The 15,966-nt window shown below is 63.7% G+C and carries 13 protein-coding genes; 4 read left to right on the forward strand and 9 right to left on the reverse strand.

Features of this window, described 5'->3' with window-relative positions; all coding sequences use genetic code 11:
• Positions 1-7 precede the first annotated feature (7 nt).
• The 4 genes from IF10I1_RS01030 to IF10I1_RS01045 form a co-directional block, all read right to left on the reverse strand.
• Positions 8-541 (reverse strand): TRAP transporter small permease subunit, encoded by a 534-nt coding sequence (locus IF10I1_RS01030; RefSeq protein ID WP_186424317.1) that lies wholly within the window; start codon positions 539-541, stop codon positions 8-10.
• 78 nt (positions 542-619) lie between these two features.
• On the reverse strand, positions 620-3,286 hold the full coding sequence (locus IF10I1_RS01035; RefSeq protein WP_186424318.1) for a TRAP transporter large permease subunit: 2,667 nt from the start codon (positions 3,284-3,286) through the stop codon (positions 620-622).
• A gap of 19 nt (positions 3,287-3,305) precedes the next feature.
• Entirely contained in the window at positions 3,306-4,313 is a 1,008-nt protein-coding gene (locus tag IF10I1_RS01040) for a TRAP transporter small permease subunit (RefSeq protein WP_186391734.1), read from the reverse strand.
• An 85-nt stretch (positions 4,314-4,398) separates the two neighbouring features.
• Positions 4,399-5,499 (reverse strand): TRAP transporter substrate-binding protein, encoded by a 1,101-nt coding sequence (locus IF10I1_RS01045; RefSeq protein ID WP_050472393.1) that lies wholly within the window; start codon positions 5,497-5,499, stop codon positions 4,399-4,401.
• 199 nt (positions 5,500-5,698) lie between these two features.
• On the opposite strand from IF10I1_RS01045, the gene IF10I1_RS01050 reads away from it, so the two are divergent.
• From IF10I1_RS01050 to IF10I1_RS01060, 3 genes are all read left to right on the forward strand, one after another.
• The gene (locus IF10I1_RS01050; RefSeq protein WP_186391733.1) at positions 5,699-7,063 is read left to right on the forward strand and encodes a cache domain-containing protein; all 1,365 of its coding nucleotides are present in this window, start codon (positions 5,699-5,701) and stop codon (positions 7,061-7,063) included.
• Between the two features lie 31 nt (positions 7,064-7,094).
• The gene (locus IF10I1_RS01055) at positions 7,095-7,760 is read left to right on the forward strand and encodes a response regulator transcription factor (protein ID WP_050472391.1); all 666 of its coding nucleotides are present in this window, start codon (positions 7,095-7,097) and stop codon (positions 7,758-7,760) included.
• 83 nt (positions 7,761-7,843) lie between these two features.
• Positions 7,844-8,602 (forward strand): gamma-glutamyl-gamma-aminobutyrate hydrolase family protein, encoded by a 759-nt coding sequence (locus tag IF10I1_RS01060; RefSeq protein ID WP_186391732.1) that lies wholly within the window; start codon positions 7,844-7,846, stop codon positions 8,600-8,602.
• 17 nt (positions 8,603-8,619) lie between these two features.
• Here the strand turns inward: IF10I1_RS01060 and IF10I1_RS01065 are convergent, their stop codons facing one another.
• Complete coding sequence (locus IF10I1_RS01065) at positions 8,620-10,470, reverse strand: DUF1007 family protein (protein ID WP_186391731.1); 1,851 nt, start codon at positions 10,468-10,470, stop codon at positions 8,620-8,622.
• A gap of 286 nt (positions 10,471-10,756) precedes the next feature.
• Between IF10I1_RS01065 and IF10I1_RS01070 the strand changes: the two genes are divergently transcribed.
• Positions 10,757-11,839 (forward strand): Glu/Leu/Phe/Val dehydrogenase dimerization domain-containing protein, encoded by a 1,083-nt coding sequence (locus IF10I1_RS01070; protein ID WP_256387646.1) that lies wholly within the window; start codon positions 10,757-10,759, stop codon positions 11,837-11,839.
• Between the two features lie 42 nt (positions 11,840-11,881).
• Here IF10I1_RS01070 and IF10I1_RS01075 read toward each other — a convergent pair whose 3' ends face one another.
• Genes IF10I1_RS01075 through IF10I1_RS01090 form a run of 4 tightly spaced genes read right to left on the reverse strand, consistent with a single transcriptional unit; the run spans position 11,882 to position 15,964 of the window.
• Positions 11,882-12,790 (reverse strand): LysR family transcriptional regulator, encoded by a 909-nt coding sequence (locus IF10I1_RS01075; protein ID WP_050472387.1) that lies wholly within the window; start codon positions 12,788-12,790, stop codon positions 11,882-11,884.
• Between the two features lie 27 nt (positions 12,791-12,817).
• Positions 12,818-14,407, reverse strand: coding sequence for a gamma-glutamyltransferase family protein (locus IF10I1_RS01080; RefSeq protein WP_186391730.1), 1,590 nt, complete (start codon positions 14,405-14,407; stop codon positions 12,818-12,820).
• A gap of 20 nt (positions 14,408-14,427) precedes the next feature.
• The gene (locus IF10I1_RS01085) at positions 14,428-14,943 is read right to left on the reverse strand and encodes a DUF2937 family protein (protein WP_208994248.1); all 516 of its coding nucleotides are present in this window, start codon (positions 14,941-14,943) and stop codon (positions 14,428-14,430) included.
• Positions 14,944-14,977: 34 nt separating this feature from the next.
• Positions 14,978-15,964 (reverse strand): WD40 repeat domain-containing protein, encoded by a 987-nt coding sequence (locus tag IF10I1_RS01090; protein WP_186391729.1) that lies wholly within the window; start codon positions 15,962-15,964, stop codon positions 14,978-14,980.
• Positions 15,965-15,966 lie beyond the last annotated feature (2 nt).

Consider the following 15,966-nt stretch of genomic DNA (forward strand, 5'->3'; position numbering starts at 1 on the left):
GAATGTCTCAGCCCTCTTTCCGGGCGAATGTTTCAAGCGCCGGGGCGTTGCCCGACAGGGCAGCGGCAGCGCGCAGCATCAGGGCAAGGCCCTGCAGCGCCAGCAGCCCGGCATAAACGAGGATCGCTGTCTTCAGCACATAAATCGCCGGAATGCCCGACGTCTCGCGCGAGCCTTCCCGGATCATCCAGGAGATCTGGACGAAGGGCCAGGCGTGCCAGAGGATGACGGCGCACATGGGCATAAGGAACAGGGCGGACCCGGCCAGATCCACCAGCGCTTTGCGGGCGGGGCTGACATCCCGGTAGAACACATCCACCCGCACATGCGCATCAATGGCCAGCGCGTAGGCGGCGGAGAGCAGGAACAGGAAGCCGTGCATGTAGAGGATGCTTTCCTGCACCCAGACCGAACCTGCCCCGAACACATACCGCAGGATGACCACCGCAAACTGCACCAGCACAATGCCCAGCATCAGCCAGGACACGGCACGGCCAATCGCCGAATTGAGAGACGTGATCACCTGAGCGGTGCGGAACATCGCGGAACCTTTTCGGAAAAGCAAAGGGCGGGGAAGACCATCAGCCATCCCCGCCCTGCTTTCGTCAATAGCCAGCTGTCAGAAATTCAGCGAGACATCCCGGTGTTTCGACAGACACGGCGCCAGAGCCACCGCCACATCACGCGGCAGGCGCGGCAGCTGGCGCAGGCCGATGGTGCCGCTGGTGGCAGCATCATAGGCGCTGATCTTCGGCAGCAACTCGTCGAAAGCGCGCTGGCGCCACGCGAGATCTTGCCTGAGCGCGGCGATGGAGTTGTCCAGCTCGGCCACAGCGGCCTGCGGATCGGGTGCATTGGAGCGCATGATCTTGCGGGCCTCGTTGATCCCCTTGCGGATATCGGCCGTGCCTTCAAGGGCGGAGACCTCGCTGCGCAGCAAGTCGATCTGCTCCAGCACCTCGGGCAGAGGCTTGGAGATGACCGCATCCTGCAGGGCCGTGAACTTCTCCTCCATCTCCTGCAGGGCAGGTGCGGCCTGAAGCGCGGCTGTCACCTTCATCACAGGCTCGGAGGCATTGTCCGCGAGGCGGCGGTAGGCGAGGCGTGCCTTGTTCTCCGCATCCTGCACCTTGGCAAAGCCGGTATGGACGTCTTCCCAGCTGGCCGGGATCTTCGCCAGCAGCGCATCATGCGCGGCCTGCAGCTCCGCCATTTCCGCCTTTGCATCCTCTCCCCGCTCCGCGGAATAGATGCCGGTCGGACCGGAGCGCGAAATGATCACCTCCAGTTCCTTGATTTCACGCTCGATCTTGCGCGCATCCCGCTCGATCGCCCGCACCTGAACCTGCAACGGACGGTAGGTCACTGCGGCCTGCGTGACGGCGACAACGGCAGCATCGATCTCCGCCATCTGCGGAATGGCCTTCTCGGCGTTCTGCAGCCCGGACTTCAGCTCCTGCTGCAGATCGGACGGCAGATAGCTGACATCCGTTCCCTTGAGCTGGCTGATGGCAGCAGTGATCGCGGTGCCGTTCTGGCGGAACTGCTGGCTGGTGTAGGTCTCGATGCAATATTGCAGACGCGGGTTCTTCGGCGGCGGCGCGGTCTCGGACAGCAGCGAGGACCGGTTCGGCAGATAGTTCACGATCTGCGGATTGAAGCCGACAATCGCCAGCGCGACCAGCTGGATGCCGATGAAGGCGATCACGCCCTTGTAGATCTGCAGCGTCTTCACCACCGCCGGAGCCACGCCGCGCAGATAGAAGAGCGCGAAGCCGAAGGGCGGGGTGAGGAAGGAGGTCTGCAGGTTGAGGCCGAACATCACGCCCAGCCAGACTGCCGTCACGTTGGCGGACGGATCAGCCAGCAGGATCGGCGCAACAATCGGCACCACCACCACGGCAATCTCGATGAAATCGAGGAAGAAGCCGAGGATGAAGATCACCAGCATGACCATGAGGAACTGGGCCCAGAAACCGCCGGGCAGGCCTTGCAGGAAGTCCTTGACCAGATCCTCACCGCCAAAGGCGCGGAAAGCCGATGTCAGCATGGCCGCGCCAATCAGGATGATGAACACGAGGCACGAGCCCTTGGCCGTCTCGATCATCACTTCGCGCAAGGTGTTGTCCGTCACCATCGTGCGCCAGCCGCTCCAGATCACGGCAAAGACCAGCATCGAAACGGCGATGGCACCGAGGACGATGCCTGTCATATCGCCATTCGAAAGAACGCGCTTGATGTTGGTGTCATAGAAGCTGACGGCAACGGCAATGCCCAGAAGCGCCAGAATGGCAATGATTGCAGGCGTATAGACGCCCTTGCCCTTGCCGTCCTGCAGCCGGTAGCCGGCCATGATCATGGCACCGATGGCACCGACAGCGCCGGCCTGGTTGACCGTGGCGATGCCGGCCATGATCGAGCCGAGCACCAGCACGATCAGGGCGAGCGGCGGCACCAGCGTGATGAACACCTGGAACAGGAACTGCCGGTCCATCTTGCCCTGACCGCGCACAGCCGGTGCAGCCTTGGGGTTGATGAGGGCAAAGCCGAGCATGAACAGCACATAGAGCCCGACGAGCAGCATGCCGGGCAGGATCGCGCCGAGGAACAGCTCGCCCGCGCTGGTGGAGGCAATGGCCAGATCGGACGGCATCTGGCCGGGGCCATTGGCATCGCGGAAGAGAGCCTGACGCAGGTTGCCGGCCTGATCGACGCTGGAGGACAGCTGGTCGGCCAGAATGATCAGCACGATGGAGGGCGGAATGATCTGGCCCAGCGTGCCGGAAGCAGCGATCGTGCCGGTGGCCAGCGGCACCGAATAGTTGTTGCGCATCATCGCGGGCAGCGAGATGAGGCCCATGGCCACAACGGTGGCGCCGACAATGCCGGTGGTGGCGGCGAGCAGCGCCCCCACCAGGATGACCGAAATGCCCAGACCGCCCGGCACCGGCCCGAAAAGCCGTGCCATGGTGATGAGCAGATCCTCGGCGATCTTGGACCGCTGCAGCATGATGCCCATGAAGATGAACAGCGGAATGGCGATGAGCGTGTCGCGCTCCGCCTCCCAGTAAATGCCGCGGAAGTTGGTCACCCCGGCGCTCAGCCACTGGGTGGGGCCACCATGGGAGAAATAGGCGTCGGTGTGGCCGGCGAACAGATAGCCAGCGCCGGCAGCCAGGCCGATGGAGATGATTGCCGATCCCGGCAGGGCAAAGGCGACGGGAAAGCCCGAGCCAAGCGCCGCCGCCATCAGGACGATCAGCAGAATAAGGAAAAACAGTTCCATAGGTGCAAATCCTGCTGGGTCAGTGCTTGATGGAGCCGGTGAGCTCGCGGCCACCTGGTTCGCCGCGCATGTCTGCCACGGCGGCAAACAGGTAGCTGACAAACTGGATCATCATGCTCACGGCGAAAACGCCAAGGAAGCCCGCCATCAGATACTTCACATAAAGGCCGAAACCTGCCTGTGTCGTCTCATAGGAGAGCATGGGGCTGTTGATGATCGACTGCCTTGACCCCAGACCGAAGTAGAGAATGGTCCAGCAGAACACCATGCCGAAGGCGATGGCACCGAAGGCATTGGCAAAGCCCTTCGCCGTCTCGCCGAAGCTGGCATAGAGCACATCCACACGCACATGCCCCTCTTCAAGGAGCGTGTAGGCGGAGGCAAACAGGAACAGCGCCGCATACCAGAAGCGCACGAGGTCAGACAGGAACGCCTGTTCGTAGGAAAAGACGAAGCGGCCCAGCACGATCAGAAGCTGGGATACCACCACCAGAAGAGCCAGCCAGTAGAAGCCGAGGGTCCGCGTAACCGCCGCGAGCAGGACCGACAGTGCGATGAGCGGCATGTGCACATAGCCGCCGCGGAATTGCGCCCGCCCGAGATCGCTCGCCAGCTGCCGGCCGAACACCGCTTCCAGCACGCCTTCGACACGCAGGAAAGAAATCGTTGCGTCGGCGATCCCGACGATGACCACCGCCCAGAAAGCCCAGCGGATCAGGAAGGCGTTCAGCCTGTTGATCCGCTCGCTGTCGGCGCGCAGTCCGGGTGAGCCGGGATAAAGCACATAAGCTACGGCCAGAAGCGCCAGCACGGCATAGAGGCCGGTCTGCATCTGCGCGCCGGCCGATCCGGTTCCAGGTCCGGGAAAACCCTGCCAGTAGGTGAGGTAGTTGTTGATCAGGAAGGCAGTCATGACTGCCAGATTGATCCAACCGAACAGCCGGATGGCAAGAACACCACCGGTCCGGGATTCCAGCGCACGCGCAGTCTCAGCAGCGGCGCCTTGAACCGGGTTCAAGGCCGTCATCGTCAAACGCCTCGTCAAAAAAGGTTTGAACCAGGAAGGGGGCGGGGCTAGCCCCGCCCCCCGGTCAGGTGGACGCCAGTGGCGGTCAGACCTTGATGCCGAGCACGCGGTTGCGCTGCACCGTGTAGCCGGTGTCAGCCAGAAGCATCCAGCGGCCCACTTCCGAACGGGCCTTCACGAAGCTCTCGTGAACGCGCTTGGTCAGGTCGCCGTGCTGGATGGTTTCCTCGAACACTTCAGCCGATGCATCGCCAAAGGCGTCATAGACTTCGTCCGAGAACTGGCGCAGCACGACACCATGCTCATTGATGAGCTTGTCGAGATAGGCGCCGTTGAAGCCGTTGGCTTCTGCCATCGAGAAAGCGTTTTCCTCGTTGCAGGCCGCTTCGACGATCATCTGGTCGATCTTCGACAGCTTGGAGAACCAGGACTTGTTGCAGCCCAGCGCCAGCATGGAGCCCGGCTCATGCATGCCCGGATAGTAGTAGTACTTGGCGGCTTCGTAGAACTTCATGAAATAGTCGTTCCACGGGCCGACCCACTCGGTGGCATCGACAGCGCCGGAGACGAGGTTTTCATAGATCTGGCCGCCCGGCAGGGACACCGGCGAGGCACCCAGCTTGGCCATGACGTCGCCGCCAAGGCCCGGAATGCGCATCTTCAGGCCCTTGAGGTCGTCGGCGGTTTCAATTTCCTTGTTGAACCAGCCACCCATCTGCACACCGGTGTTGCCGGCGTTGAAGTTCTTCAGGCCAAACTGGTCAGCCAGTTCGTCCCACAGTTCCTGGCCGCCGCCAACCTTGATCCAGGCGTCGATTTCGGCATAGGTCAGGCCGAAGGGAACAGCCGTGAAGTAGGACCAGGCCGGGTGCTTGCCCTTCCAGTAATAGTCGGCGCCGATATAGGCCTGTGCGTTGCCCGAAGCCACTTCGTCGAAGGCATCGAATGCACCGACGCGCTCACCGGCGGCGAAATACTGAACGTTGATGCGGCCTTCGGTCAGTTCGGCGATACGGGCCGCCAGGCGCTGCGCGGAAACACCAAGGCCCGGCATGTCGCGCGGCCAGGTGGAAACGATCACCATGTCGGTGCGGGACTGCGCAATTGCCGGAGCGGCAAGCGTGGTTGCAGCGGCAATACCGCCAGCACCAATGCCAGCCTTCTTGATAAACGAACGACGATCCATAACGATATCCTCCCAGATATGGCGAGTGCTCAGCCACTTTGAAGCCTTGCACTGACACCTGTCTGTGTCTAGGTGATCCTTTGAATGAGGCGCTAGTCGTGTTTCTGCGCATCTTTTCCGTAGTACTACTGAAAAGACGCTGCTTTCCGGCAATTTTATTGCCGGAAGTGGATCACTTTCGGAATGCAGGGGGCCACCGGTGACATTCAAAACAAAACTGCTCCTCATCACCATCCTGCCCCTTGTAGCTGTCTCGGGGCTGATTGGCGGCATCACCTTCTTTCAGGCCTCGCGCCTGATCGAGGCCCAGACCCATGCCGTCGAGGAGCGTATCCTGTCCAGCAAGCGGCAGGAGGTGCAGAACGCCATATCCCTTGCCCTGACCTCCATCCAGAAGCTCTATGAGGAGGAGCATGGCGGGCGCGAGGCGGCGCAAACGGAAGCAAAACGCATCGTCAACGACATCACCTTCGGCGAAGACGGCTATTTCTTCGTCTATCTGCGCGATGGCACCAACATCGTCCATCCCAAACTGGCCAATCTTGTCGGCGGCAAATGGTGGGATCTGCAGGACCCGGAAGGCAATTACGTCATCCGCAATCTCATGGCCGCAGCTGAGGCCGGCGGCGGCTTTCACCGCTATGTCTGGGACAAGCCGAGCGCCGGCATGAATGCCGAAAAGCTCGGCTATGCCGTGATGCTGGACAAGTGGGGCTGGATGGTCGGCACCGGCCTCTACATTGACGACATCGCCCGGGAAGTGGCCCTCGTCCGTGCCGATTTCACCGCCAACGTGCAGCAGACGGTGCTGGTGATCTTCCTCATCACCATGGTCGCCATCCTCCTGAGCCTGACCGCTGTGGCCACGGTCAGCTTCTCGGAGCAGAAATTTGCCGACGGCAAGCTGAAGGAGCTGACCCACCGGATCGTCGATGTGCAGGAGCAGGAGCGCAAGCGCGTGTCGAGCGAGCTGCATGACAGCATCTCCCAGCTGCTCGTCTCCGTGCGCTATGGCATCGAGATGCTGCATTCCCGCAGCCCCGGCAGCGGCGAAATGCAGACCCAGGCCGAGCGCTGCCTGCGCATTCTGGACGAGGCAATTGGCGAGGTGCGGCGCATCTCCAAGGATCTGCGCCCGAGCATTCTCGACGACATGGGCCTGTCCGCAGCCCTTACAAGCCTTGCCAAGGATTTCGAGGCGCAATCCGGCATCACTGTCGAGATTTCCGCCGACCGCTGCCGCAGCCGACTGCCGGATTCGGCCAAGACCGCACTGTACCGGGTGGTGCAGGAGGCGCTGACCAATGTGGCCCGGCACTCGGCCGCGGCATATGTCAGCATCCGGCTGGTGGCGGGAGAGCGGGCGCTGACCCTGACGATCCAGGACGATGGCGTGGGCATTCCCCTGCCTCTGCCGCAGCTTGGAGGACTGGGTATCCGCAACATGCGTGAACGGATAGAGACACATGGCGGCACCATGGTAATGTCGCGGGTGGGTGCCCAGGGCACCATGATCCGGGTGACCATGCCCATGCTGCCGGAGGAGAGCCGGACAGCGGCGTGAACCACGCCCGGCAGATGAGGAGACACAGTGCATGACCAGCCCGCAAGCCCGCAAGGACGACCTGCCGCGCAAGGTGCGCGTGCTGCTGGCGGATGATCATGAGCTGGTGCGCGCCGGCATCAGAGCCCGGCTGGAAGGCGTCGCCCCCTTCGAGATCGTGGGCGAGGCCACCGACGGGCGCATGGCCGTGCAACTGGCCGAAACGCTGAGGCCCGATATCATCCTGATGGATATTTCCATGCCGGGCCTCAACGGGCTGGAAGCAACCGAAACCATCCGCCGCAAGCATCCGATGATCAGCGTTCTGGTCCTGTCGATCTATGACAACCCGGAATATGTGCGCGGTGTGATGCAGTCCGGGGCCAGGGGCTATCTGCTCAAGGACATCTCCGCGAAGGAGATGATCAACGCCATTCTCGCCGTGGCAGACGGCGGCTATTACTTCTCCTCCCGCGTCGGACCGGCGCTGATGGAGAACAAGCCCTCGCCTTCGCCAACCAACCCCTATGGCCTGACGGAGCGCGAGCGCGAAGTGCTGCAAGGGGTCGCCCGCGGACAGGCCAACAAGGAAATCGCGGTGCATCTGGGCATCAGCGTGCGCACGGTCGAATCGCACCGGCTCAACATCCGCGACAAGGTCGGCAGCGGCAACGCCGCCCATCTCTACCGCATCGCCCAGGAACTGCGGCTGGTGTGATACTGCCCCCTTGGCGGCGGTGTGGTCTTCGTGCAAACCTTGCAGCCCATCCCGTTTAGCGGCCAAAGGGTCCAAAGCCTCGAATGTCCAAGCCGATTGTTCTTGTCACCGCCGATGTGAAGCCCGTTGATGGCTACCGCTGGCATGCAGCGCCCTCCACCTATCTGGAGGCCGTACTGAATGGCGCTGGCGCCATTCCCCTGATCCTGCCCTCCCTCGGCAGCGCTCTCGACATTGACGCGGTGCTGGACCGGGTGGACGGGGTGCTGGCCACCGGCTCGCGCTCCAACGTCAATCCGGATCTTTATGGCGGCGAGGCGACGGAAGAAAACGGGCCTTATGACCCGGACCGTGACGCCACCTCCCTGCCGCTGCTGCGCCGGGCTCTGGAAAAGGGCCTGCCGGTCTTTGCCATCTGCCGCGGCATGCAGGAGCTGAATGTCGCCTTTGGCGGCACCCTGCTCACCGAGATCCAGGAGCTTGACGGGCGCAACGACCACCGCGCACCCGTATCCGAAAAGCAGGAAGAGCGCTTCGCACTCGCCCATACCGTTGACGCGCGCACAGGCGGACAGCTTGAAGCGGCCATCGGCACGGCACAGTTCAAGGTCAACTCCCTGCACCGGCAGGGCCTTGGCGCGCTGGGTCAGTCGCTGGTGGTGGAGGCCACGGCCGAGGATGGCACCATCGAGGCGGTCTCGGTGGAGGGCGCGCGCAACTTTGCCATCGGCACCCAGTGGCACCCGGAATACTGGGTCAGCTGCGACACGCCTTCGCAGAAGCTGTTCGCAGCCTTTGGCGAAGCCGTGGAAGCCTACCGCCGCAAGCGCGGCGATAGCTGAGGCTTACATCAGCCTGATCAGGCCGGGACAGAGCCCCAGCCGATCATGGCAATCAGCAGGGTGAGGCCCAAAAGGAACACGGCAGCGGCGGCGGCAATCTCGATGCCCCGGTGCACCCGGTAGGCCCACACCCCATCGGACCCGGCAAGGCGCGCGGCCAGCCCCTTGGCCCCGACGGCCAGCGTGGCCAGCAGCGACACGGTGATGCCCGTGCCAACGGCCATGGCCAGCGTCGAGGCAATGCCGGCCAGGATCATGCCCTGCGACAGGGCGAAGACCAGCACGATCAGCGCGCCCGAACAGGGCCTGAGACCGATCGCCAGAATGATCGACAGCGCACGGCCTGGCGTCAGGCGCCCGGCGGCCATCTCCGCGGTGGGCGCATGCACGTGGCCACAGGTGCCGCAGGCGCCATCCTCGCCCGGCAGATGCACATGATCATGCCCGGCAGGTGCCCCCAGCAGCATCGGGCGGAAAGCCTTGACCCAGAGCAGCCAAGCGCCCATCGCCGTCACCATCACATAGGAGGCGATCTCCAGCCAGCGGGCAGTCTGCTGCATGGCAATGGAGGTGAGGTTGAAGACCACGGCAACGCCGCAGACGATCAGTATGGCGGTCAGGGCCTGCGCAAAGGCCGAGGCGAAGGAGAGCAGGATGCCCTTCTTCAGCGTGTCTTCGCTGGCCAGCACATAGGACGAGATCACCGCCTTGCCATGGCCCGGACCTGCCGCATGGAAAATACCATAGGCGAAGGAGAGGAACGCCAGCAGCCAGCCCGCATCCGGGCTGTTGCGGAAGCTGCGCAGCGCGGAAATGAGCTTCTGGTAGAATTCGGTCTGATAGCGGGCGATTTGCGCAAAGAAGCTGCCGACCAGCGCATTGCTCTTCAGCGCCGCCGAGGGAACGCCTTCCATAGGAGCAGGCGGCATCTGGGAGGCAGCCTCCGCCTGACGGTCCGAAGGCGGAGCGCCTGCGGTGTCCGTGCCCGCCGTCTGGCCCTGGCCCTGACTTTGACCATTAAGCGGCGTCACCGGCGGGAACGGCGGCTTGGACGCGGTGGCTGCAGCCTCTCCCGGCCCGCAATTGACGATCATCTGATTGACGAGGCCGGCAGCAACGTCCGCCAATTCCGGCGGCAGCTCCCGCTGATCGGCCCCGACCTGAGCAAGGGCCAATGCGACGGCAGGATCAAGCGGAGGCGGCTCCTTGCGGGTGACCGTGCAGGAGGCCGGAGCATTGATCAGCCCCGTGGCATCGGGATCCGCGGCAAATCGGAAATCGACGTAATAGGTCGGGTCATAGACATCGAGCGTGATCGTATTGGCGAGGTCCGTCGGCTCTTTCAGCGGCAGCAGGAAGTGCAGTTCCAGCAGCTTCACCGTGGTCATCATCGGCCTGCCGGTGCGTTCGGCATCTTCCTTGATGGCCGCGATATCTTCCTGCTTCATCGCCCAGTATTCGGTGAGGGGAACCTCCACCACTTCCAGCCAGTAAACTTCCGGCATGGTGAAATCCAGTTCCACCCTGGTGTTGTCACCGAAGGTGAAGAAGCCGAATTCCTCCATGCTTTCCACATTGACCTTGGCCAGCTCCGCCAGCTCCTCCCGGCTGAAGATGCCGTCACGGTTGGTGTCGAAACCCTGGATGGCGAAGGCCGTATAGGCATCATCAAAGCGGAAGATCTGGTCCACCGCCGTGGCAAGGCCATCGTCATTCACCACCAGTTTGGTGCGGGCTTCGACAAACACGTGCGGATGTGCAGAAGCCCCGCCTGCGGCAAGCAGACACATTGAGATCAGCATGGCCGCACAGCACAGCAGCGCAAAGGCCCGGTGCAGAAAGACGGTGGGGCTCACAGCGGCAGACATTCGTGGTGATTCCATTCTCGTTGGGGCGTGATTCCGGCACGGCTCATTGCCCTGAGAAGGGGGCAGGAAGGTGACCTTCCGCAAGCGTCTTTTGCGTCGCAGAAAGGGAATTGGCGTTTTTCATCCTTCCAGAATTAATTTTTGAGAGAAATTTCCCCATCAGGCGACTTGTGGCGCAAGATCGATCACAAATTTCCATACAGATCAGACATTTTCTCCCTCATCAACTTTCCATCGAACGGCCTGATGCGCAGGCATCGCAAGACTTGGCATGAGAGAGAGGACCATGAACGCCCCGTCCCGCACCGCTCCCTTTTCCACGCAAGGGATGACAGCTTTCGACCATCCCGAGTTTTCCGGCCACGAGCAGGTGGTGTTTGCTCATGACCGGGAAACCGGCCTGCGCGCCATTCTCTGCGTTCACGACAGCCGCCTCGGTCCCGCCCTTGGCGGCTGCCGCATCTGGCCCTATGCCACAACGGAGGACGCCCTGCGCGATGCCCTGCGCCTGTCGCGCGGCATGACCTACAAGAACGCCCTCGCCGGGCTTGATCTGGGCGGCGGCAAGGCGGTGATCATCGCCGATCCGCGCAAGGACAAGACGCCAGCCCTGATGCGCGCCTTCGGCCGCCATGTCGCCCGCATGAACGGTTCCTACATCACGGCAGAGGATGTGGGCGTTTCGGCTGAGGACATGGAGGACGTGGCCCGCGAGACAGCGCATGTGCGCGGCACCCGTGCCACCGGGCTTGGCGATCCGTCCCCCTACACGGCGCTTGGCGTCTTCGCCGGCATCCGCGCCGCCCTCGCCCATGTCAACGGCACGGACAGCCTGAGCGGCTGCACCGTTTCGGTTCAAGGCCTCGGCCATGTGGGCTTCGATGTGGCGCGCCAGCTGAAGGCCGCCGGCACCCGGCTGATCGTCTCCGACATTCACCAGCCGGCCGTGGACCGGGCCGTGGCGGAACTGGAGGCCGTGGCTGTCTCTCCGGCAGAGGCCCATGCGGTGAAGGCCGATGTCTATGCCCCTTGCGCCCTTGGCGCAGTGCTGAATGCCGTCACCATTCCGCAGATCAAGGCAAAGATCGTCGCCGGTGCCGCCAACAACCAGCTCGCCACCCCCGCAGATGGTCAGGCGCTGAAGGACCGCGGCATTCTCTATGCACCGGATTATGCCATCAACGCAGGCGGTGTCATTTCCATCGCACTGGCAACGCCCGGCGGTGATGATGCTCTGGTGCGGGAAAAGACACTCGCCATCGGCACCACCCTCACCCGCATCTTCCAGCGCGCGGAGGCTGAGGGCCTGACCCCCGAAGCCGTCGCAGACCACCTCGCCGAAGAACGGCTTGCGGCTGCAGGCAAGTGAGAGGCTGGGGCAGCGGGGAGAAGATAACCTCCACGCTGCCTTTCAGCAGCTTTTGCCCGCCTTGCGCATGTTGGCGAACCACTGGGTGAGGAAATCGACGAAGGAGCGCACCTTGCCGGAGAGATGGCGGCGGTGGGGATAGACGGCGTAGATCGCCGGGCCGTCATGCTCGTAGTCTTCCAGGACGATCTGCAATCCGCCTGCCTTGATGTCGTTGTAGACGAACATCATCGGCGTGCGCAGAAAGCCCAGATGGCACATGGCGGCATCGCGGGCGGCAGAGGCGCTGTTGACCTCGATCCGGCCCTTCACCGGCACCGTCACCCGGTCCCCCTTGTCCATGAAGATCCAGTTCGACTTAAACCGGTAATTCGTGTCCACGATGCAGGGCATGTTGGAGAGTTCTGAAGGGTGCTTCGGCGTGCCGTGGTCAGCCAGCACCTTCGGCGTTGCACAGACCACCGTGCGGAAGGGGGAAATCTTGCGGGCGATCAGGCTGGAATCCTCCAGATCCGTCACCCGGATGGCGAGATCGAAGCCTTCTTCCACCAGATCGACAAACCGGTCATCCAGCCGCAGGTCGATGGTGATGGCCGGTTCTGCCACCAGAAATTCCATGATCGCCTGATTGATGAAGCCATCGCCCATGGAGCGCGGTGCCGACACGCGCAGGCGCCCGCGCGCCTCGTGATGCGTGGACTGGACAGAAGCCTGCAGGTCATCGATGCGCTGCAGGATGTCGCTGGCTTCCTTGTAATAGGCCTCGCCCACTTCAGTCAGCGAGATCTGCCGTGTGGTCCGGTTGAGCAGCCGGACGCCCAGTTCGTCTTCCAGCTCGCCGATATATTTGGACACCAGTGCCTTGGAGCGGCCCATCTCGCGGGCAGCAGCGGAAAAGCCGTTGCTGTCCACCACCTGAATGAAGCAGCGCATGCGCGTGATGGCATCCATATGTCGTCTCTCCTTCCGGTGCGCGCCCTAGGCCGCCGCCGCCCCGCCGTCCGAGCGCGGATCATGCGCCCCCTCAAGGCCGCCGCGCAAGCCGCGCACGATCATGCCCGCATGGCCCATGGTATCGGAATAGGCCTCATTCATCACAACCACGTCATGACCCGCCCGTTTCAGCGCTTCGGCCAGATCCGGGTCAAAGCGTGATTCGAGCCGGAGCGAGGTGTTGGCATCGCCCCAGGTGCGGCCCAGCAGCCAGCGCGGCGCATCGATGGCCTCACCCACCGGCATGCCGTTCAGCACATGGCGCACGAAAATAGCTGCCTGCGTCTGCGGCTGGCCTTCGCCGCCCATGGTGCCATAGGTGACAAGCCGCCCATCGGAAAGCCGCGCCATCGCCGGGTTGAGCGTGTGGAACGGCAGCCGCCCCGGCTCCAGCGCATTGAGCGCTTCCGGATGCAGCGAAAAACTTGCTCCGCGGTTCTGCCAGGTGATGCCGGTGCGCGGCAGCACGCAGCCGGAACCGAATTCCCAATAGACCGACTGGATGAAGGAAACGGCACAGCCCCTGGCGTCGATCGCACCCATCCAGATGGTGTCGCCGAGCGCGGATTTCACCGGCCAGTCCAGCGCGCGGGCAGCGCTGATTTCGGAGGCTGTGCGGTCCAGCCAGGCCTCTTCAAGGAAAGGCGATACCGGCTCCGGCAGGCGGTCCGGGTCGGTGACAACCCGGTCGCGCACGAGGAAGGCGCGCTTGGTCGCCTCCACCAGCCCATGCACCATGGCAAAGCTCTCCGGCCGTGCTGCCGGAAGCCGGTCGCGCAGGCCGAGAATCAGCAGCGAGGCAAGACCTTGCGTTGGCGGCGGGGCATTGAAGAGGGTTCCAGCCTTGGTCGTCACCTTCAGCGGCTTGCGGATGCGCGCTTCATAGCGCTGCAGATCCGCCTTGGTGACCGGCGCGCCGATGCGCTCCAGATCGGCCGCGATTTCCGCGCCCACATCGCCCCGGTAGAAATCATCGAACCCGGCGGCGGCCAGCTGGTCCAGCGTGTCGGCCAGCCGCTCCTGCCGCATCAGGCTGCCCGCTTCCAGCGGCTTGCCATCCTTCAGGAAGACGCTGGCAAAGCCGGGCTGATCCTTGAGCTCGGCGAGCTTTTCCTCCGTCAGCTTTTGCTGGCTGGCGGAAACGGCACAGCCTTCCTTGGCGTGGCGGATGGCATTCATCAGAAGCTCACGCCGGGGCATGCGCCCGCCAAGGCTTCCCGCTGCCTCGAAAGCCTTCTGCCAGCCGCCCACAGTGCCGGCAACCGTCAGCGCCGCCAGAGGGCCGCGCGCTGGCACGGTGCCATGCCCGGCGCGGTTATAGGCGGCAATCGTCGCGCCCGATCCGGCCGGCCCGCAGGCGGAAATCACCTTCGGGTCCTGCCCCGGCTCGGCGATCAGCCAGAAGCCATCCCCGCCAATGGCATTCATGTGCGGATAGACAACAGCGATGGTGGCCGCCGCGGCAATCATCGCCTCGATCGCCGAACCGCCTTCGCGCAGGATCTCGGCGCCCGCTTCCGCCGCCGCCATGTGAGGCGCAACGACCATGCCGCCGGACGAGGTTACGGTGTCCATGTTCTCTCCTGTCAGCTTGATCAGCGGGCGGCAGACCGGCGCGGGCCGAAAACTCTCCACAGGCCGCGCAGAAAGGCCCCGGAAATCCGCAAGGAGCCAAGGCCCGCAAACAGGCCCAGGATGCCCGTCAGAATGCCCTCCGCCGTCACCGGCACCGCAGGCTCGAAGTCGTCATAGGTGCGCCTTGCCAATTCCCGGTCGGCACTGGTGAGGAACACGAGCAGGCGGCCAAATTCATCCGCCTCGGCATAGGCCTCGCGCTCGGCCCGCATATTGGCCAGCCGGTCGCCGATCTCCTCCAGGCTGCGGCCCTGAGCGGCGACAAGCTGGTCACCGCTGGCCTTGAGCCTCGCAATCGCGCCATCCACATCAAGGCCGGAACGTTGCGCATCCTCGGCCGCCTGCAGCATGACCGTCTGCAGGGCATCAATCGCCCCGCCGAGCCGCTGGCGGTACTGCTGAGCAAACTCCGGCAGCTGTGAGGCGGTAATGCCTGCAAGCAGACCGAACGCCAGAGCAACGGGTCTCGCCAGCATCATCACCTGTCTCCCCCAGTCCTTCCAGTCCCTGTCATTCCAATGCGATGACACCACCCTCGCCATCTTCCGTACCGAAAGCAAGCCGGACGCCTGCCCGGTCCCAGGCCATGGTGGAGACGGGTGACTTCGCGGCACGGCGCAGCAGCACCTCCGCATTGTCCTCGAAGCGGCACAGAAGGATCATGCCGTCCTGATAGCCGACAGCCACCACATCTTCTTTCGGGTGGCAGGCAACCGAGGTCACCAGCGCATCGCTGCGGGTGCCAAGCTGCAGGGGCGCCTGCCCCATGGGGCCGGTCTTGCCGGAGAAGGGCCAGACAATCGCGGCATTGGCGCCGGAGGTGGCCAGATAGCGGCCCTTCGCGGACCAGCTCATCGACTTTACCTTGGACGGATAGCCGGTCATGCGCATGTCCTGCGCATCGGAGAGACGCCAGCCGTGCAGCGCGGCCTCCTGCATGGAGGTGACGAGATATTTGCCGTCCGGCGAGAAGCTGGCGGCCAGATGGGCGCCCTTCCATTCCAGCAGTTGCGGCTGGCCTTGCGTGTTCACCCACCACAGAGTCGCCCCGTCATAGCGGGCAACGGCAAGGCGCAGACCCTTGGGCGCAAAGGCAAGGCCACCCACCGCCCGCTCATGCGGGAATTCCTTTTCCGTGCCATCGGCCAGCCGCACCCAGGCGGTGCGGCCGCTGGCGAAGGCCGTCGCCCCCGAAGGGCCGCAAGCCACCAGATCGATCCACTTGCGCGGCCGCTCGGAAAGCTGGCGCACCTCGCCCGAAGCACTCAGTTCCATCACCCGCCCGTCGTCACCGCCGGTGACAAGCGCCGTGGCATGGCCAGACGCCTCCACCCGCTCGTCGGCCGCCAGCAGGCCGCCGGAGTGCAGGCGGATGGTCTTCTGCCCGCCTTCCACCAGCACCACTTCGCCGCTGCCGAGGGCGAAATAGGGAATATCCTTCAGGAACCCGGCCTTGACGGCAAAGCCGGAGAGTTCAGTCGCTGCAAGTGTCGGCACGG

This window comes from Pannonibacter sp. I15F10I1 (assembly GCF_900185665.1).
GTDB lineage: Bacteria > Pseudomonadota > Alphaproteobacteria > Rhizobiales > Stappiaceae > Pannonibacter > Pannonibacter indicus.